General features: G+C 62.1%; 19 protein-coding genes and 1 tRNA gene. 9 read left to right on the top strand and 11 right to left on the bottom strand.

The features are described 5' to 3' along the window. Positions 1–14 precede the first annotated feature (14 nt). From rimO to NKH35_RS25215, 6 genes are all read right to left on the bottom strand, one after another. Positions 15–1,328 carry a 30S ribosomal protein S12 methylthiotransferase RimO gene (rimO, locus tag NKH35_RS25240; RefSeq protein WP_023691314.1) on the bottom strand — a complete coding sequence of 438 codons (1,314 nt, stop codon included), beginning with the start codon at positions 1,326–1,328 and terminating at the stop codon, positions 15–17. Between the two features lie 139 nt (positions 1,329–1,467). Continuing rightward, positions 1,468–2,127: a TerC family protein gene (locus NKH35_RS25235; protein ID WP_023668959.1), complete on the bottom strand. Its 660-nt coding sequence runs from the start codon at positions 2,125–2,127 to the stop codon at positions 1,468–1,470. Positions 2,128–2,385: 258 nt separating this feature from the next. Then, positions 2,386–2,793 carry a DUF930 domain-containing protein gene (locus NKH35_RS25230; RefSeq protein WP_032889884.1) on the bottom strand — a complete coding sequence of 136 codons (408 nt, stop codon included), beginning with the start codon at positions 2,791–2,793 and terminating at the stop codon, positions 2,386–2,388. A gap of 111 nt (positions 2,794–2,904) precedes the next feature. Continuing rightward, positions 2,905–3,831, bottom strand: a complete 927-nt coding sequence (locus tag NKH35_RS25225; protein WP_023730594.1) for a glycosyltransferase family 2 protein — start codon at positions 3,829–3,831, stop codon at positions 2,905–2,907. Next, positions 3,832–5,031 carry an FAD-dependent oxidoreductase gene (locus NKH35_RS25220; RefSeq protein ID WP_352916763.1) on the bottom strand — a complete coding sequence of 400 codons (1,200 nt, stop codon included), beginning with the start codon at positions 5,029–5,031 and terminating at the stop codon, positions 3,832–3,834. A 64-nt stretch (positions 5,032–5,095) separates the two neighbouring features. Continuing rightward, positions 5,096–5,485, bottom strand: a complete 390-nt coding sequence (locus NKH35_RS25215; protein ID WP_023730596.1) for a sugar 3,4-ketoisomerase — start codon at positions 5,483–5,485, stop codon at positions 5,096–5,098. A gap of 431 nt (positions 5,486–5,916) precedes the next feature. On the opposite strand from NKH35_RS25215, the gene NKH35_RS25210 reads away from it, so the two are divergent. Further along, positions 5,917–6,639 (top strand): hypothetical protein, encoded by a 723-nt coding sequence (locus tag NKH35_RS25210; protein WP_352916761.1) that lies wholly within the window; start codon positions 5,917–5,919, stop codon positions 6,637–6,639. Between the two features lie 347 nt (positions 6,640–6,986). Here NKH35_RS25210 and NKH35_RS25205 read toward each other — a convergent pair whose 3' ends face one another. Further along, entirely contained in the window at positions 6,987–7,178 is a 192-nt protein-coding gene (locus NKH35_RS25205; RefSeq protein WP_023668952.1) for a DUF3606 domain-containing protein, read from the bottom strand. Positions 7,179–7,364: 186 nt separating this feature from the next. Between NKH35_RS25205 and NKH35_RS25200 the strand changes: the two genes are divergently transcribed. Beyond that, positions 7,365–7,526, top strand: coding sequence for a hypothetical protein (locus tag NKH35_RS25200; RefSeq protein WP_023691300.1), 162 nt, complete (start codon positions 7,365–7,367; stop codon positions 7,524–7,526). Between the two features lie 148 nt (positions 7,527–7,674). Here the strand turns inward: NKH35_RS25200 and NKH35_RS25195 are convergent. Both NKH35_RS25195 and NKH35_RS25190 read right to left on the bottom strand, forming a co-directional pair. Further along, positions 7,675–7,764, bottom strand: a tRNA-Ser gene (locus NKH35_RS25195). A 210-nt stretch (positions 7,765–7,974) separates the two neighbouring features. Beyond that, positions 7,975–8,505, bottom strand: a complete 531-nt coding sequence (locus NKH35_RS25190; protein WP_023728036.1) for an MgtC/SapB family protein — start codon at positions 8,503–8,505, stop codon at positions 7,975–7,977. A gap of 244 nt (positions 8,506–8,749) precedes the next feature. Here NKH35_RS25190 and NKH35_RS25185 point away from each other — a divergent pair, with 244 nt between their 5' ends. The 7 genes from NKH35_RS25185 (at position 8,750) to NKH35_RS25155 (ending at position 16,270) form a co-directional block, all read left to right on the top strand. Then, positions 8,750–9,958 (top strand): septal ring lytic transglycosylase RlpA family protein, encoded by a 1,209-nt coding sequence (locus NKH35_RS25185; protein ID WP_352916759.1) that lies wholly within the window; start codon positions 8,750–8,752, stop codon positions 9,956–9,958. Between the two features lie 103 nt (positions 9,959–10,061). Next, the gene (locus NKH35_RS25180) at positions 10,062–11,228 is read left to right on the top strand and encodes a D-alanyl-D-alanine carboxypeptidase family protein (RefSeq protein WP_352916757.1); all 1,167 of its coding nucleotides are present in this window, start codon (positions 10,062–10,064) and stop codon (positions 11,226–11,228) included. A gap of 72 nt (positions 11,229–11,300) precedes the next feature. Continuing rightward, entirely contained in the window at positions 11,301–11,975 is a 675-nt protein-coding gene (tmk, locus tag NKH35_RS25175) for a dTMP kinase (RefSeq protein ID WP_023668949.1), read from the top strand. Then, positions 11,972–13,027: a DNA polymerase III subunit delta' gene (locus tag NKH35_RS25170; protein WP_023668948.1), complete on the top strand. Its 1,056-nt coding sequence runs from the start codon at positions 11,972–11,974 to the stop codon at positions 13,025–13,027. The genes tmk and NKH35_RS25170 overlap by 4 nt, the downstream gene beginning before the upstream one ends. A 91-nt stretch (positions 13,028–13,118) precedes the next feature. Next, positions 13,119–14,669: a methionine--tRNA ligase gene (gene metG / locus NKH35_RS25165; protein WP_023832184.1), complete on the top strand. Its 1,551-nt coding sequence runs from the start codon at positions 13,119–13,121 to the stop codon at positions 14,667–14,669. Beyond that, positions 14,669–15,457, top strand: coding sequence for a TatD family hydrolase (locus NKH35_RS25160; RefSeq protein WP_352916755.1), 789 nt, complete (start codon positions 14,669–14,671; stop codon positions 15,455–15,457). The genes metG and NKH35_RS25160 overlap by 1 nt, the downstream gene beginning before the upstream one ends. Before the next feature lie 3 nt (positions 15,458–15,460). After that, the gene (locus tag NKH35_RS25155) at positions 15,461–16,270 is read left to right on the top strand and encodes an MBL fold metallo-hydrolase (RefSeq protein ID WP_352916753.1); all 810 of its coding nucleotides are present in this window, start codon (positions 15,461–15,463) and stop codon (positions 16,268–16,270) included. Between the two features lie 23 nt (positions 16,271–16,293). On the opposite strand, the gene NKH35_RS25150 is transcribed toward NKH35_RS25155, so the two are convergent. Both NKH35_RS25150 and NKH35_RS25145 read right to left on the bottom strand, forming a co-directional pair. Beyond that, positions 16,294–17,055, bottom strand: coding sequence for a GNAT family N-acetyltransferase (locus tag NKH35_RS25150; RefSeq protein WP_352916751.1), 762 nt, complete (start codon positions 17,053–17,055; stop codon positions 16,294–16,296). A gap of 340 nt (positions 17,056–17,395) precedes the next feature. Further along, positions 17,396–17,764 (bottom strand): hypothetical protein (locus NKH35_RS25145; RefSeq protein ID WP_352916749.1); only part of this gene is annotated, 369 nt, incomplete at its 5' end.

Below are 17,764 nucleotides of genomic sequence, written 5' to 3'. Positions count from 1 at the left end.
TTTTTGGTAATTTTCTAAACCGCCGAGCCGTAAAGGTCGTAGGCGTCGGCGCGGTCGATCTTGACCGTGACGATGTCGCCTTGGCGCAGCGGGCGGCGCGACTGGATATGCACCGAACCGTCGATCTCGGGCGCGTCGTATTTTGTCCGGCCCTTGGCAGACGTGCCATGCGCCTCGTCGATCAGCACCGGCAGGCGCTTGCCGACCTTCTTGGCCAGCTGCGTCGCCGAGATCTTCTGCTGGCGCTGCATGAAGCGATGCCAGCGCGCTTCCTTGATCTCCTGCGGCACCTGTTCGAGGCCGAGATCGTTGGAGCGGGCGCCGCGGACCGGCTCGTATTTAAAGCAGCCGGCGCGATCGATCCTGGCCTCGTCCAGCCAGTCGAGCAGCATCTCGAAATCCTCGTCGGTCTCGCCGGGGAAACCGACGATGAAGGTCGAGCGTATCGCCAGATCCGGGCACACCTCGCGCCAGCCGCGAATGCGCTCCAGCGTCTTTTCGCCATGGGCTGGACGGCGCATGTTCTTCAGCACCTGCGGCGAGGCGTGCTGGAAGGGGATGTCCAGATAGGGAAGGATTTTTCCATCCGCCATTAGCGGGATGACATCGGCGACATGCGGGTAGGGGTAGACATAGTGCATGCGTACCCAGATGCCGAGCTTGCCCAGCTCCTCCGAAAGGTCGAGGAATTTCGCCCGCACTTCGCGGTCGCCGAACATCGACGTCTGGTACTTGATGTCGATGCCGTAGGCGCTGGTGTCCTGCGAGATGACCAGCAGTTCCTTGACGCCGGCCTTGGCCAGCTTCTCGGCCTCGCGCAGCACATCGGCCGCCGGGCGCGAGACGAGGTCGCCGCGCAGTGCCGGAATGATGCAGAAGGTGCAGCGGTTGTTGCAGCCTTCGGAAATCTTGAGATAGGCGTAGTGGCGCGGCGTCAGCTTGACGCCTTGCGGCGGCAGAAGGTCGATATAGGGATCGTGGCTGGGCGGCGCCGCCTCATGCACCGCGGCCATCACGCTCTCATAGGCCTGCGGGCCGGTGATGGCGAGGACGTTGGGGTGCTTCTCTCGTATGACGTCCGGCTCGGCGCCGAGGCAGCCGGTGACGATCACCCGGCCGTTTTCCGAAAGCGCCGAACCAATGGCGTTGAGCGATTCGTCGCGGGCCGAATCGAGAAAGCCGCAGGTGTTGACGACGACAAGGTCGGCGCCGTCATGCTTGCGCGCGATCTCATAGCCTTCGGCGCGCAGGCGCGTGATGATGCGCTCGGAATCCACAAGCGCCTTCGGGCATCCAAGGCTGACGAAACTGACGCGAGGCGCAGACATGAGAAACATTCCGGGTTTTTCGGGATCGGCGGCCAGTACCACACTTATTGCGGCATTGGTATGGGCAGCGGCTGCGGCGAACGCGACCACTGCCCCCGGCAGATACCCGTAATATACAGAAGCTGTAGGACCGGCAGAGTCAGCTCACCACAGGACTGACATGCGGCCAGACCTCGACAACGCCGCGATAGACCATATCGATCGCGACGTAGAGAATGATCAGCAGGCCGACATAAGCGATCCAGCGGTGGCGGTGCAGCAGCTTGGCAATGAAGCTCGCGGCCAAGCCCATCAAGGCGATCGACAGCACCAGGCCTATGACAAGCACCGGAAAATGATCGCGCGCCGCACCGGCGACCGCCAGCACATTGTCCAGCGACATCGAAACATCGGCGACGACGATCTGCAGGGCCGCCTGGCCGAGCGTCTTGCGCGGCGCCTTGCCACCTACCGTTCTGTCGCTGTTGAGGTCGGAATCGGAGAGCGCCTCGGTCGCCTCGAACTCGTCGGCATGCGACGTCCGCAGCTCGCGCCACATCTTCCAGCACACCCACAACAAAAGGATGCCGCCGGCCAGCAGCAGGCCGACAATGGCAAGAAGCTTGACGGTGACGGCGGCAAACAGGATGCGCAGCACAGTCGCCGCCAACACGCCGATCAGGATGGCTTTCTTGCGCTGCTCGACCGGCAGGCCGGCGGCGGCAAGGCCGATGACGATGGCATTGTCGCCGGCAAGCACCAGATCGATGGCGATGACCTGGAGGAGGGCCGTCATGCTTGCAGCGCTGAAAATGTCCATCGACCGGAGCCCCTTGCTGTATCGGCGAGTTCGTCGTCGGATATGCCGACGCCCTAACGTGTATGGTTCCCGCGCGTCAAGAGACTGCCGGCGCAATTCCAGGAAAAGTCCCTAGCGGTTTCCCGCCCCAAATCAGGCAAAAACAAAGAGTTAGAGTGAGTCAGCTGCTCTATAAAAAGCTGAGCCGCTCTACCGACGCTGAAAGCCACGGGAATAGGGAAGGTCTTTCTGCCAGAGAGAATTCTGGTCACAGAGAATTCAGTCGTAGAGATTGTACTTCGCCCAGTCGGCTTCCGGAATCTCGTCGCCGATGCGGTAACGGAACTGCAGGACCTCCATATGGTCCGGCGCCGTCTCGCATTTGAACTTCAGCCGGTACCACTGTCCCTTGCTGCGGAAGGCAGCACCCGGGCTGCGGATGGCATCGGCTTTCATTTCCGGCGTCGCGAAGGCGTAGGCGACGACGCGGTCTGCCTTGTACTTGTGGTCGTCATGGCTGATGCGGTCGAGCACTTCGGCGTCGCATCTCTGCTCCAGCCGGGTCTCCGGGTCGAGTTTCAGCAGGCCGGCGCGCAGGGCGGCGTCCATCGCGTGGGCGGGCCAGGCCAGCGTCACCGAGGCCAGCGCCGCAAGGAATAGTTTTTTCATGGGCGGGAGAACGACCATATCTCACGTGAAAAATCAACCGGAGTGCCATTTTGGGGCAGCCGGATGTGCCCGGAAATCGCCGTTGGCCGGGGCAGGCGCAGCCGTTTTGGCGCGCCCCCGGCGCCATTCTTATTTGTCCGGGCTGCCATGCACCGATTGCCTGTTTCGCCGTCTTTGCGCTTCTCGCGATCGCGGCACCCACCGCCACGGCCGCAAGGCGATATAGACAGCGAGGAAGGCTCTTTGTGCAAGGCCGGCCTCGCTGTGCCAGACCTCCCTTATCCCCGCCGCCCGCAAGGCCCTTCGTTGGGTGCTGTTGCGGTCCCAGCGCCGGCTGATGCTGCCCGCCCGGTAGTATTTGTGGCAGAGCACTTGCGGCACGCGGACAAAGCCGCCGAGCAGCGACAGATGCAGAAGCCAGGTCCAGTCGGCGCTGAATTCGCCTTGGCTGTTGGGCTTGATCCCGCCGCTACGGTGGAACGCCCAGGCCCTGAATATCCCACGATTGGGAACCCACCATCCATGCGGCTGGCGCGCCATCGCCCGGCCACGCGCAAAACCGTCCTGCAAGCCCTCCAGCAGGTCGAACTTCCACGTGGCACTTTCGCCGCTGACTTCGATCACTTCGACGTCGCTGAACGACAGTACGGCCGCGGGATTGGCATCGAGCGCCCGCACCAGCGCCTCGATATAGGTTGGATCGATGACGTCGTCATGGAAGGCAAAGAACATCAATTCGCCGCTGGCATTGGCCATCAGATCGTTGGAGTTCTTCAGCCATCCCAGGTTTTTGTCCCGGCGCAGGATACAGACATCGTCGCGGCCGCCGGCGAAGGCTGAAACGATCTCGAATGTCGCGTCGGTCGAATTGTCCTCGCCGACCAGGATCTCGATATTGTCCCAGGTCTGCGCGGCGAGGCTGTCCAGCGTACGCGAAATGAATGCCGCCGAATTGTAGCACGGCACCAGCGCCGTGACCTTCGGCCGCCAGCCGGATCGAAGCTGGACTTGTTTCTGCGCTACCTGCTTCGCGCCGCCCTGTTCTGTCTCACCCATTCACTCGATCCCGCAGATTTGCCGCGCCAGCCTGTCGGCAAGCCACGGCGCCGTCGAATATTTACCTGTGTCGACCGAGATGTAGTTGCCCAGGCGGTTGACCCCGAATTGGTCGCGGCGATGGATCGTGGCTTTCGGGTCGCTGAGCGAACCACGCCCTTGCGCAAACACGAAGCCGCCGCGTACCTCAAGCTCCTCGGCATCGTCGAACATGCTGGAAACAACGGGCACCAACCGAGTGAGCGTGGCGCGAACGTCGCCGATGAACCGCTGTCGTGCGTCGGCATCGAGCGCTTGTGGCGTTTCGATCGACAATACGCCACTCTCCGCAAGCAACCCGCTCGGGTACCAGGAGAGATAGAAGTTGCGCCCGTCATAGTTTTTTATGTCGCCGAACGGGCCAAGGGCGACGACCGCGCACGGCACATCGACAGGCTGGCTGGTGCGGCCGAACAGGCAAAGCCTGTAGCGGTGCGACCATCCGGGAACCGGCTCGATGCCGGCCGTGCGGTCGACAGCCAGCCGCCCCTCCCAAAGGCAATTGACGACGATGTCGAACGCCTCACTTTTTTCGCCTGCGACCGCCACGCGCCATTTCCCGTTAATTCCGTCCACCGGCTGTGCCGACAGGACTTTGGCCGCCATTCGCAAGCTGGTGTTGGGTTCACTCCGAAGCACGGCGCAAAGCCGGTCGGCAACCCATCGCGTGTTGACGGATCGCTCCGGCACCTGGAAGCCGCCGACGATCTGGTCCGAGTTGGTGACATCGGCCAATTCAGTTTTGGAAAGCCGATTCGATCGCGCCGCCGATACGTCGGCAAGGTAGCTGGTGGCGTCAGCGTGGCTGCGCACCAATACATCCACACGTTCAAAGATCGCCCCCAGCGCCTCGACAGCGACGACCGAGTTGCGATGGACCAGATAAAGGTCTTCCGAAAAGGTCGTGTGCGCTTCCAGATTGCTTCCGATCAGCTCGGAAACAAGCCTGCCGAAACACAGTCCTCCCGAAAGCAGATGCCGGGCGGTCAGCAGCGAGGGATCGTTCCCGTAGAGATAGCCGAGATGAATCTTGCCCTCGTTCCAACGGCTGGCGCAGGCCATCGGCTCGCTCTCCTTGTCGAAGAGGGACACCGCGTAGCCTCTGCGGGCCATCATGAGAGCGAGGCTGGCGCCCATGATGCCGGCGCCGAGAATAGCCATTCTACCGCGAGGCGCTGTCATGTCCTGGCGCGCATCGCGGCCTCTCCTTTCCTGACGATTGTCATCAGGGATACGAGACGTAGTCTTTAGGGTCGTATTCGGTATCGCAGAAAACCAGCAAAGACGGGTTCTCGCCTTTATAGGTCTGCAGCGCCCAAACCGGGGCGTCGACCAGCACCGCGCGGTTCGATGCGGTGAGCGTCAGCCGTTCGATCCGTTCCTGGTAGCGAAATTCGATGCCGATCTCGCCCGACAGCTGCATCATCAATTGCCGGCCCGAGCCGTGTGCATGTCCCCCCCGCGACGTGCCGCGCGGCGCGGTGACGACGAACGCCCGCACGGCTTGGAAATTGTAACCGCTGAACTCGATAGCGGTCAGCATTCCCCTGGGATCGCTATGTAACGAAGTGGGGATCTCGGTGACCTTGCCGCCAAAGAACGTTCGATGCTGCATAACGTAAGCCCGCCAGATGCCGGTCGAAATTTTACCTCAGACTAGCGCTTATATCAAAAGACAGGGAATACAACCACTTAGGCGGTGTTTGGGAACACTGCAGCGGATCGATGTCGAGCTCGGCCTCAGGCCGATAGGTGCCGACTACCGAAGGTCGCCGCGCCGTCACGACTTCTGAGTCGCGGCCGAAACCACGGCTTAAGACCTTGGTCTGAGCGGTCTAGGACCTTTGAGTTCGGAAGGCCGGCCGGTTCCAAGGAGGGTGATCTACTTCAGCAATTTCAAAGAGTTATGCTGGTTGGCGTTTCGCCGGCCGGCCGCTTCGTTGTCGCAATGAAAGCACAGCTATATCCAAGTTTACCCTTTGTGTTAGCGATTCCTCATGTTGCCCGCTATAGCGGTTAGTGGCGGTGGCAATCTCGGAGGTAGTTATGACATCCCGAAAGACCCTTTTTGCTGCATTTGCGGTGTTCTCGCTTCTGGTGTCGCCGGCCCTGGCTGCTGCTGGTGGCAACGGCCATGGTAACGGCCATGGCAATGGTAACGGTAACGGCAATGGCAATGGCAATAGCGGAGGAAACGGTAATGCTGGCGGCAATGGCGGAGGCGGCGGTTCGCTCGGCAAGTCGGCATCCGCCAAGGGCCAGGTCGCCAAGGCCGCTACCGGTTCAGTGTCCAAGGAAAAGAATATCCATGCCAAGCTGGGCCGATTGAACTCACTGCAGCGCAACGCCAACGCCTTTATGCACCCCAAGAGCAAGAACTTCGCTGGCGTGCAGGCTTTTGTGACACAGTCGGCAATAGCCAAGAACGCTCAATCGGCGCTCGATGCCGCTAATCAGGCGGTTGCCGACGCCAAAGCGGCGCTCGACGCGCTGAATGCGAAAGCGGCTGACCCGAATACCCCGCCCGAAGATGTCCCGACGCAGGCCGACCTCGATGCAGCACAGGCAGCGCTCGATGACGCCACCCAGGATGCGGCCGCTGCTCAGACCGCCGCCACAGCTGCCGCTGCCAACGTCCCATCGATCGATGCAGCCCTTGCCCAAATGGCCAACAAGCCCGTTGACCCTGAGGTGACAGATTGGGCCAATAGCGTACTTGCCGACAAGATCGACCAAGTAGCCGCCAAGCTGGCGCCGGCCGCGCCTTAAGGCCCCATGCGGCGGCAGCGATCCAATCGACGATAAGCCGTCGGGTCCGCCCGGCGGCTGCACCTTTCTCGCCTATCTGCAGCGTTGGTCCCAATGCAGGTCCGAGATTCTGGTCATGGCTATTTTGCGAAATCTCCAGCCGAGCCGCCGTGCTCAAGGCTGAATTCATGCGTGCTTCGCGCATCTTCATCGACCACACGAAACCAATGCTCCTGAAGCGCTCTAGGCGACACCCTTTGGCCCGTGACCTTCTCTACCGCAGATAACGGATCATCGGCGCTCGTGGCCTGAGTTGAGACACACTCCTCTCCATGCCACTCTTCCACCTGGTACTCTGGCATGCCGGCCTACCTACCGCTCCCCAGAGCCTTCGCTTCCCGCTCCAGCGTCTCGCGTCGGTTGCCGTGCTTCGCGATCAATTCCTTGACCTGCTGCGGGGTGATGCCGGCCTTGGTGGCGAAATACTCGACTTCATAATCCTCATCGGCAGAGACGCGGTCCCGATCGCGGAAGTCCGTCTTCGTTTTGTCGTCGGCCATTTGCTTTGCTCCTGGTTGAATGATCAACCGCAACGTGCAGCCGCAGCCTTTTGTTGCAGCGGAGCCCGGATTTCCGAAACGGTCACATGGGAAAACGGCCCTCAGTCGCAGGAGGTGCTGGTGTTGCTGTAACTTTGAACGGAACGGTTCTTCTCCTTGACGGTTGTGACGTGAAGGAGATGCCTCATGTTTGAAAGTGTGATGTGGTTGATCGTCGTTGCTGGTGGGCCACTGTTGCTGGCCCTATTGATGGCATACGTTCTTATGACCCGACGCCACCGTGGTCCTGCAGAACGCATGGAAAGCGACCGCGCGACCAAACGGCTCTATCGCCAGGACGAACGTTGATCCTGAGGCTGGCGCAACGTTTGCGCTCACGCTGGCCCGCTGCCTCGCGGTGGCAGGGCTTCTTCGTTTTAGGAAGTTAGGAATAACTTAGGAAAGATTTGGCCCTCTTTGAAAATACAGAGGCAATTCAGCACGGTAGCCAAATATCTGGCGGAGGGAGTGGGATTCGAACCCACGGTGGGCTTGCACCCACGCCGGTTTTCAAGACCGGTGCCTTAAACCGCTCGGCCATCCCTCCAACGTGACTTTTCAATCATCTAGGAACATCAACCGACCCAGTGAACGACAGTTGGTATCGAATGATACCTATCCTTCCGGACCAGCTTGCGGTTCATTTCTCTAGAGCGTTGCCCATCGCCAAGTCAACCATCGGCGCTGCCATGGATAATAGGGGGTGGCGTTCGTTACCCGAACGGAGCTGCGAACCCGTTTTCGAAGGAGCCGGGATCTAATTGCGATCCTTGCTGCCGACCTGCACAAGTTGCAGAAGACCCAGCACGACAAGTGCGAGCAAGGTAGCCAAAGCCGCGATCTGCCAGAACCCGAGCCCAACCGCCAGGCCTATGGCGCCTGCCAGCCACATGCCCGCCCCAGTGGTAAGCCCTTGAACCTCGCCCTTGGAGAAGAAGATCAAGCCCGCGGCCAGAAATGCCACGCCGGCAGTCGTGGCTTCGATCAAGCGGATAGGATCAATGGCGATTTCCTGACCATCGAAGACGTGAAGATGAGTAATCTCGATCGTGAGGATGGCAATTAGAGCCGTCGCAACACAGACTAGGATGTGTGTCCTCAATCCGGCCGGCCGGTTGCGCCATTCGCGTTCGATCCCAACGATGGAGCCAAGGACGGCCGCGAGCAAAAGCCTGGCTGAAATTACGGAAAAGGGCAGCCACGTCTGTTGCCCGAAACGTTCAATGAATTCATCCATGAGGCGCAGAACGTATCTCGGGTCGGTCGGTTCCAGGCAGCCGCGCTTCATGCCACAGGTTCACACCCAGACTCCAAAGGACAGAGGTCTCGGATGCCTCCTCACTGGCGCCCGGCCAGCCCGGGACCTGGCCGCCACATTCCTGCCCGGTTCCGGACACAATCGATTAATACGCTGATAAACAATTCCTGCGCACAAGGGATGGGGATTGGCGCGTCGCAGGCATTGCTCATCTGGCTCCGCCGAAATTCTAGAAGCGGCGCCTGTGTCGAGACGGTAGGGGACATCGGAAAACATGCAGACCACGACGCATCGGCGTCTTCGTCGCGCTCCTGCTTTGGTGTTGTGCGCTCTTTCGGCTGCGTTGCTGGCCGCGTGCGCGTCGCCGCAGTCCGAGCCGAAAGCCATGGTCTACAAGAAGCCTCGCTCGAAGGAATATTTTGCCGAGACCGAGTACGGCGTGAAGGCCAGCCCGCGCGTTCAGTACATGCGGCGCGGCGGCGGCCGCGACCAGTTGGGCAAGCCCTATCAGGTGCGCGGCAAGTGGTATTACCCTAAGGAAGACAAGCGCTACGCCAAGGTCGGTCTCGCCTCCTGGTATGGCGATGCCTTCCACGGTCGTCTCACAGCCAATGGCGAAGTCTACGACATGACCCATCTGACCGCGGCGCATCCGACCATGCCGCTGCCGAGCTATGCCCGTGTCACCAACACCGAGACCGGAAGCTCGGTCATCGTGCGCGTCAACGACCGCGGCCCCTATCATGAGGGACGCATCATCGATGTCTCGGAACGCGCCGCGCAAATGCTCGACTATGCCAAGGTCGGCACGGCCAGGGTCAAAGTGGAATATATCGGCCGCGCGCCGCTCGACGGCGACGACGACCAATATCTGGTCGCCTCCTATCGCCCGGGCAACAACCGCCCGGACCCGTCCGATGGCTTGCCGACCGGCGTCATGGTGGCGATGAACGGACCTTCGCCGAGCCTATCTGTTGGCGCACCCCCTGCCGTAGTGCCGTTTCCTGGTCAGTTGACGAATTCCGACACACAGCCAGTGATGTCGATGCAGGCACCGGCCTCAAGCGATGTGACGCTGCCTGAATTCGGGCCGATCGTGCCTCAGCGCCCGGAATCGTCCTTTGCCGTGGCTTCGCTCTCCTATGCGGATGAGCGCGTACAGCGCGCCGACGTCTTTGCAGCGCTTGACGACCAGGGCATGTCGCCAGCCGACATCCTGCAATCGTGGAAGAAATCCAACCCGCAGGCGGCGCCTGCCGTTTCCGACTATGTCGCCGCCGGCTCCTTCGACGATGCCGCCGAGGCAAAGCGGGTGGCTGCGGCCCTAAAACCCTTCGGCAGGACGGAAATCCAGAGCACCGAGCTCGACGGCAATGACTGGTACGCGGTCAATCTCTATCCGGATGGCCACGGCAATATCGACGACCTCTTGCGCGCGGCATGGTCGCATGGCGCGCCGGACGCGCTGGCTGTGCGCAACTGACCAACAAAGGCACGCCGGTTTTGTGATTGCGCGGTTGATCCGCCGGGAAGAAGCCTGATAGCGTTGCGGCAAGTTTCTGCCGGCTAACAGGTCAAGCCTCTTCATGCGATTTCGCCTTTTCCACCCTTTTGCCGGGCTTTTTGGCCTTGGCTTCTTGCTTGCCGCGCTGGTTCCGGCCAACGCGCAGCTTTTCGAGACCAAGGCCACGCAGGCTTTCATGATCGATGCCGAAACCGGCACGGTGCTGTTTTCCAAGGATGCCGACCAACCGATCCCGCCGGCCTCGATGGCCAAGCTGATGACCATGGAGATGGTCTTCAACGCCATCAAGTCGAAGCGCATGAGCCTCGACGACACCTTCGTGGTCTCGGAGAATGCCTGGCGCAAGGGCGGCGCCCCGTCGGGAACGTCGACCATGTTCGCCAAGCTTAAATCGGCGGTCCGGGTCGAGGACCTGATCCAGGGGGTCACCATACAGGCCGCCAATGACGGCTGCATGGTGCTGGCCGAAGGCATGGCCGGTTCGGAAGAGAATTTCGCGGCGCAGATGAACGATCGCGCCCGCCAGATCGGGCTCGCGAAATCGACATTCGTCAATTCGACTGGCCTGCCGGCCGACGGCCAGCAGACGACGGTGCGCGAACTGGCGCAGCTTGGCCTGCATATATGGCGCGAATATCCGGATCTCTATCTCTATTACGGCCGGGCCGATTTCACCTGGAACAAGATCTCGCAAAAGAACCGCAACCCGTTGCTGGCCATGGGCATCGGTGCCGATGGGCTGGCGGTCGGGTCGAGTGAGGCGGGCGGTTTCGGCATTGTCGGCTCGGTCAGCCATGACGGAACCAGGGTGTTCGCGGCGATGAGCGGATTGGCCAACGATCGCGAGCGCGCCGAGGAAGCGCGCAAGCTGCTCGAATGGGGCGTCCGCTCCTTCGAGAAGACCGAGATTTTCGCTGGCAACGAAGTGGTCGGCGAGGCCCAGGTGTTCGGCGGCGCCAAATCCAGCGTAGCGCTGAAGGCAAAGGCGCCCATCGACGTCCTGCTGCCGATCGCCAACCGCGACAAGCTGACCGCCAGGATCGTCTATCAGGGGCCGGTATCGGCGCCGGTGGAGGAGGGACAGCCCGTCGGCGCGCTGCGCGTCTGGATCGGCGACACGCTGAGCCAGGAAACCCCGCTTTTCGCCGCCGAATCGGTTGGCGTCGGCACACTGCCGCAACGAGCGTTTGATGCCGCCAGGGAACTGGCCGTAGGCTGGCTGCGTTGAGTTCCTGCGGCGTGGACCTTTTCTCGGGCGCGGACTAAGACACCAGCGCAAAGCAGGACAAAGGCCTTTCGATTGGCAAGCGGATTTTTCATCACCTTCGAAGGCGGCGAGGGCGCCGGCAAGTCGACGCAGATCGAGCGGCTGGCCCAGAAGATGCGCGCCAAGAAATACGATGTCCTCCTCACCCGCGAACCCGGGGGGTCACCCGGCGCCGAGGCGGTCAGGCACGTGCTCCTGTCCGGCGCCGCCGAGCCTTTCGGGCCGAAGATGGAGGCGCTGCTGTTTGCCGCCGCACGCTCCGACCATGTCGAGCAGGTCATCCGGCCGGCGGTGGAGCGCGGCTCCATCGTGCTTTGCGACCGTTTCCTGGATTCGTCGCGCGTCTATCAGGGCGTCACCGGCGGCCTCGATCCGGCTTTCATGGAAGCTCTGGAGGAGGTCGCCATCAACGGCATGATGCCGGACATGACGCTGATCCTTGACATTGACCCCGCCGAGGGCTTGCGGCGCGCCGCCGCGCGGCGTGGCGCCGAGGACGGTCCGGACCGCTTCGAAAAGGAGACGCTGGACATCCACCAGCGCCGCCGTGACGCCTTCCTGGCGATCGCAGCGGCCGAGCCGGACCGCTGCATCGTGATCGACGCGTCGGCGCCTCCCGCTGCGGTGGAGGATGTCATCACCGCGGTGGTGTTCGCCGCACTTGAGGCGAGGGCGCCCGCGCGCAACCGACAGGCGGCGCCCGCATGATCTTCGAACGCATCGCTCCCGAGCAGCACGACACGCTGGACGGTGTACCGGAGCCGTCCGAGACGCTGCGCCTGGTCGGCCATGAGCAGGCGGCCGCGATGCTCGCTGCCGCCTATCGCTCGGGAAAACTGCCGCATGCGTTGATCTTTGCCGGGCCGGTCGGCATCGGCAAGGCGACGCTTGCCTTTCACCTGGCGCACCATCTGTTGAAGCATCCGGCCTTCGACCAGGCGCCGGACACGTTTGCCGTTCCCGATCCGGCCTCACCGCTGTTTCGCCAGATCGCCACCGGGGCGCATCCCGGCGTGCTGCACCTGACCCGGCCGCTGAACGACAAGACCAAGAGTTTCAAGACCGTCGTCACCGTCGACGAGATCCGCAAGGTCAACCGCTTCCTGTCGCTGACCTCGCATGACGGCAGCTACCGGGTGGTGATCGTCGATCCGGCCGACGACATGAACACCAACGCCGCCAATGCCTTGCTGAAAAACCTCGAGGAGCCGCCGAGCCGCACGCTGTTCATCCTCATCGTGCATGCGCCGGGCAGCCTTTTGCCGACCATCCGTTCGCGCTGCCAGATGGTGCGGCTGACGCCGCTCGATGCCGGCAGCCTGATGAGTGTTCTGGAGACCGTCGAGCCGCCGCCACCTTCCGATCCTGCTGCGCGCGCGGCACTAGCGGAACGGGCAGGGGGCAGCGCCCGCAATGCGATCCTTCTGACCCAATATGGCGGGCTGGAGATTGCCGGCACCCTCGACGCCCTGGTCACGTCGGGCAAGAGCGACATCGCCGGCGCCTATCGCCTTGCCGAGGCCGTCGCCGGCCGCGACCAGGCGATCCAGTTCGACATCTTCAACCGCCGCGCGCTCGATCTGCTCTCCACCGGCGCCAGTGAAGCCGCGCTGGCCGGGGATCTCGCGCGGGCGAAAACGCTGTCCGACACTTGGCACGAGGCGCTGAACGCCATATCTGAGACCGATACCTACAATCTCGACAAGAAGCAGCACGCCTTGACCATGATCGACCGACTGAATTCCGCAATGCGAATGTGACCGGATCCGGCCTCGGGTCGGGATGGCAATCGCCGTCTCGATGCGATATCCACCGCTCACACTCAATTCGGACATTCATGACGGTTCATTCATGTCACGCGACACATTCTACATCACCACACCGATTTTCTATCCGAACGGCAAGCCGCATATCGGCCACGCCTATACGGTCATCGCGACCGACGCGCTGGCCCGCTTCCAGCGCCTGGACGGCAAGGACGTGCTCTTCCTCACCGGCACTGACGAACACGGCCTCAAGATGCAGCAGACGGCCGAGAAGGAAGGCATAACGCCACTCGCGCTTGCCGACCGCAACTCGGCGATCTTCCGTTCGATGACAGAGGTCCTGGGCGGCTCGAATGATGATTACATCCGCACGACGGAACCACGCCACTACGAGTCGTGCCAGGCGATCTGGAAGGCGATGGCGGCCAATGGCGACATCTATCTCGACCGCTACAGTGGCTGGTATTCGGTCCGCCAGGAAGCCTATTTCGAAGAGAGCGAAACCACGCTCGGCGACGACGGCGTGCGCCGCGAGCCGCTTGGCTCGCCGGTCGAATGGAATGAGGAGGAAAGCTACTTCTTCAGGCTTTCCGCCTATCAGGACAAATTGCTTGCGCTGTACGAAAGCCAGCCCGATTTCGTCGGTCCGGCCGAGCGCCGAAATGAGGTGATGAGCTTCGTCAGGTCCGGCCTCAAGGACATCTCGGTCTCGCGCACGACCTTCAATTGGGGCGTGCCGGTGCCCGGCGACGACAAGCATGTGATGTATGTCTGGGTCGATGCCTTGACCAACTACATCACCGCTGCCGGCTATCCCGACACCAAGGCCGAGCAATGGCGCTACTGGCCGGCCACGCACATTATCGGCAAGGACATCGTCCGCTTCCATGCCGTCTACTGGCCGGCTTTCCTGATGTCGGCCGGCATCGAACTGCCGAAGCGCGTCTTCGCGCATGGCTTCCTGTTCAACCGCGGCGAGAAAATGTCGAAGTCGGTCGGCAATGTCGTAGACCCCTTCACCATGGTCGAGCATTACGGCCTCGACCAGGTGCGCTATTTCTTCTTGCGTGAGGTGCCATTCGGCCAGGACGGCAGCTACAGCCATGACGCGATCGTCAACCGCACAAATGCCGATCTCGCCAACGGTCTCGGCAATCTGGCGCAGCGCTCGCTGTCGATGATCGCCAAGAACTGCGGCGGCGTGGTGCCGCATCGCGGCGAGCTGACCGAAGCCGACAGCGCGATCCTCGACCAGGCGGTGGAAGCGCTGGGTACCGCGCGCCAGGCGATGGCGGAACAGGGCATCCATCTCGCGTTGGCGGCGATCTTCGGCGTTGTGGCGGAAGCGGATCGCTACTTCGCCTCGCAGGCGCCCTGGGCGCTGAAGAAGACCGATCCGGCGCGCATGGAAACGGTGCTGTGGACGACCGCCGAACTGGTGCGGCGCGTGGCATTGCTGTGCCAGCCCTACATTCCGGGGTCGGCCGGCAAGCTGCTCGATCTGCTGGCGGTGCCGGCGGACACGCGCGACTTCGCGCATGTCCATGCCGACTATGCGCTGGTGCCCGGCACGGCGCTGCCCGCGCCGGAGGGCGTGTTTCCGCGTTATGTCGAAAACCCTGAGGCGAGCGCCTGATGCTCGTCGACAGCCATTGCCATCTCGACTTTCCGGATTTCACCGAGGAGCGGGCCGCCATCGTCGCCCGCGCCAAGGCTGCCGGTATAGGTCACATGGTGACCATCTCGACACGCGTGAAGCGGTTTGCGCAAGTGCTTGAGATTGCCGAGAGTTTCGACGAAATCTATTGCTCGGTCGGCACCCATCCTCACAATGCCGGCGAAGAGCTGGATGTGACGGCTGAGGACCTTGTGCGCCTGTCCGCGCACCCGAAGGTGGTGGCGATCGGCGAGGCCGGGCTCGACTATTTTTACGACAAGGTGCCACGCGATGCGCAGGCGCAGGGTTTTCGCACTCATATAGCAGCTGCGCGCGAGACCGGGCTGCCGCTGGTGATCCATTCGCGCGATGCCGATGACGACATGGCTGCCATCCTCGAAGACGAAACAGGGAAGGGCGCCTTCCCCTTCATCCTGCATTGTTTTTCGTCGGGGCGACGGCTGGCAGAGGTCGGCGTGGCGCTTGGTGGCTATGTGTCCTTCTCGGGCATACTGACCTTCAAGAACTCCGCCGATTTACGCGCCATCGCAGCCGATGTGCCGCATGACCGGCTGCTGGTCGAGACCGACGCACCGTATCTGGCGCCGGTGCCGTTCCGCGGCAAACGCAACGAGCCGGCCTATATCGCGCATACAGCCAAGGTGCTGGCGGAGACGGTCGGCGTTGGCGAAGCCGAGATCGCGACGCTGACGACGGCGAACTTCTTCCGGCTGTTCGGCAAGATGCCGCGGCCCGCCGGGCTCTGACGCATGAGCGACCGGCTGCGCCTCACCATCCTCGGCTGCGGCTCGTCACCTGGCACGCCGCGCATCACCGGCGATTGGGGCAATTGCGACCCGGCCAATCCGAAAAACCGGCGTACACGGTCAGCCGCGCTCGTCGAGCGGATAGCAGCCAACGACGCCAGAACCACGGTTGTCATTGACACCGGGCCTGATTTCCGTGAGCAGATGCTGATGGCGGCGGTCCGGCGCATCGACGCCGTCGTCTATACGCATCCGCACGCCGACCACATCCACGGCATCGACGATCTGCGCGGCTACGTGCTCGAGCAGCGCCATCTGATCGATGTCCATGCCGACCAGCCGACCATGCTCAGGCTGCGCGAAGCGTTCGGCTATTGCTTCGAGACGCCGCTTGGCAGTTCCTATCCGCCGATCGTCAGGCCGCACATCATCGATCACGCAAGGGCGGTGACGATCGAAGGCGAGGGCGGTGCCCTCACCCTTGAGCCGCTGCCGCAGATCCATGGCGACATCATTTCGCTCGGCTTCCGCATCGGCGGGCTGGCGTACTGCCCCGATATAAGCGACTTCCCGGATACCACCGCCGAGCGGCTGCGCGGCCTGGACATGCTGGTCATCGATGCCTTGCAGTACCATACCCATCCCAGCCATCTGTCGCTCGGTCAGGCGCTTGGCTGGATTGAAAAACTGGCGCCGAAACAGGCCGTGCTGACGCATATGCATGTGCCGCTCGACTATGCCACGGTCAAGGCTGAGGTGCCGGCCAACGTCACTCCGGCCTATGACGGCATGGTGAGCGAAATTCCTTTATGAGACAGCATGATACGAGCAGATCTTTATAAGGACGTTCGGTTCTTCGGCGCGAAGATCAGCAGCGTTCCAATCCGCTCATAGCCCATGCGGGGATAAAGCAGCGCTCCGGCACGCGTCGCCAACAGCATTGAGCACCGCGACCCATGCGCTTTGTCGTCATGCAGCATTTTGGCCATCAGCGCCTGGCCGATGCCTCGACGCCGGTGCGAAGGCTCGACAAACATTGCCGAGCACCATGTGGCGCCGACGGCGTCTATGCTGCGCACACGCCCGACGATGGCGTCGCCATCGAGCGCCACATACTGGCGAAACGGCGCATCGTCGCCGAGTTGATCGTCTGGAAGTGGCCGCCTGCGTATGACCTTTCCCAGTTGTGCAGCGCGTTCAGCCGTCCTCACGCGTTCGATAGAGACGATTGCTGGCGGGTCTGGAATTTGGCGCAGCGACTGGACGAAAAAGCCTTCCGTCCGCAGCAGCCGGTAGCCGAGCGCCTTGTAGGCAGTTCGCGTCGGTTCGTCCGGGCCGTCATTCGCGATCACGACCGAAACGGCAAAGCTTGGCCGCGCATGCTGCCGCACGATGGCATCGGCTTCCTCGGCGGCGACGTCATGGACGATCCATTCTTCGCCACGGTAGTCGCGTGCATTCTTGCGCTCGGCATCGCGCATCAGCCACAAGGGTCCGACGCGGCTGGCCTCGTAGGGAAAGGAACGGCTCTTATCGGTACTGAAGCCGTGCACGAACACTTCGATCGCCGCTTCGATGTCACGCTTTGCTGTCGTCATCGACACAGCGTAGCGTTGGCCATCGGCTGAAGGCAACACGCGTCGATCATGCCAAACCCGTGAAAATCGCAGCAATTTCCAGCTTCAGTCTAATGCACAAGTTCCATAATCTATGTTATGCGACTTTCATATGTGGCTGCTGCTTCCATTAGCGGCGTGCCAATATACGCCCTGCTGACTGAGATGCAGGCCGGCGGCTCTGATTGCTTGGCGGGAGGAACGTTGACGAAGCAGTGGCGAAATGAGTTGGCGTGGTCTTCATTTCTCAAGGGATGGCGCCTTTCGCAAAGGCCTCGACTTCCTGCTCGACCGGCCCGCGCCGGGATAACGAACAGGAGCGTCATCCCGAAAAGCTTTCCAGGAGGCCGCCGAAGGCTGCTGCGATTGCAACAAGATGGAAGACGCCAAGGGCCAGCCATCTGGAGCCGCCGGCGCCCGCAACAAATGCCCCATAGGCAGGAAACTGCAGCGCAGCCAGTCCGATGGAAAGGCCGGTGATCGCTGTGTTGGTCAACAGCGTTGCCAGCATGGGGACCGGATAGAGAAGTCGCGCCAGCCCATAGTCGCCATGCCCGGCTCCGGCCGAATAGAGCGCCAGGAAAAAGGCGACGGGCGTGATGCCGAGGCCGACAAGGAACCCTGCCCGCGAGGAGAATTTTGGCGACGTTCGCTTGGCGCGGGGCACGGGCGAGGAAGAAGGCGGGGGGGC

The sequence above is a fragment of the Mesorhizobium sp. M1143 genome (genome assembly GCF_040318435.1).
In the GTDB taxonomy this organism is placed as follows: Bacteria; Pseudomonadota; Alphaproteobacteria; order Rhizobiales; family Rhizobiaceae; genus Mesorhizobium.
This window is presented reverse-complemented; position numbering and strand designations above follow the sequence as displayed.

Coding starts and splice junctions, on each gene's coding strand:
- NKH35_RS25160 (WP_352916755.1), top strand. CDS start 14,669: ATGCTCGTCGACAGCCATTGCCATCTCGACTTTCCGGATTTCACCGAG.
- NKH35_RS25235 (WP_023668959.1), bottom strand. CDS start 2,127: ATGGACATTTTCAGCGCTGCAAGCATGACGGCCCTCCTCCAGGTCATC.
- NKH35_RS25185 (WP_352916759.1), top strand. CDS start 8,750: ATGCAGACCACGACGCATCGGCGTCTTCGTCGCGCTCCTGCTTTGGTG.
- NKH35_RS25210 (WP_352916761.1), top strand. CDS start 5,917: ATGACATCCCGAAAGACCCTTTTTGCTGCATTTGCGGTGTTCTCGCTT.
- rimO (WP_023691314.1), bottom strand. CDS start 1,328: ATGTCTGCGCCTCGCGTCAGTTTCGTCAGCCTTGGATGCCCGAAGGCG.
- NKH35_RS25180 (WP_352916757.1), top strand. CDS start 10,062: ATGCGATTTCGCCTTTTCCACCCTTTTGCCGGGCTTTTTGGCCTTGGC.
- NKH35_RS25155 (WP_352916753.1), top strand. CDS start 15,461: ATGAGCGACCGGCTGCGCCTCACCATCCTCGGCTGCGGCTCGTCACCT.
- NKH35_RS25225 (WP_023730594.1), bottom strand. CDS start 3,831: ATGGGTGAGACAGAACAGGGCGGCGCGAAGCAGGTAGCGCAGAAACAA.
- metG (WP_023832184.1), top strand. CDS start 13,119: ATGTCACGCGACACATTCTACATCACCACACCGATTTTCTATCCGAAC.
- NKH35_RS25205 (WP_023668952.1), bottom strand. CDS start 7,178: ATGGCCGACGACAAAACGAAGACGGACTTCCGCGATCGGGACCGCGTC.
- NKH35_RS25230 (WP_032889884.1), bottom strand. CDS start 2,793: ATGGTCGTTCTCCCGCCCATGAAAAAACTATTCCTTGCGGCGCTGGCC.
- NKH35_RS25170 (WP_023668948.1), top strand. CDS start 11,972: ATGATCTTCGAACGCATCGCTCCCGAGCAGCACGACACGCTGGACGGT.
- NKH35_RS25150 (WP_352916751.1), bottom strand. CDS start 17,055: ATGACGACAGCAAAGCGTGACATCGAAGCGGCGATCGAAGTGTTCGTG.
- NKH35_RS25200 (WP_023691300.1), top strand. CDS start 7,365: ATGTTTGAAAGTGTGATGTGGTTGATCGTCGTTGCTGGTGGGCCACTG.
- NKH35_RS25215 (WP_023730596.1), bottom strand. CDS start 5,485: ATGCAGCATCGAACGTTCTTTGGCGGCAAGGTCACCGAGATCCCCACT.
- NKH35_RS25220 (WP_352916763.1), bottom strand. CDS start 5,031: ATGGCTATTCTCGGCGCCGGCATCATGGGCGCCAGCCTCGCTCTCATG.
- NKH35_RS25190 (WP_023728036.1), bottom strand. CDS start 8,505: ATGAAGCGCGGCTGCCTGGAACCGACCGACCCGAGATACGTTCTGCGC.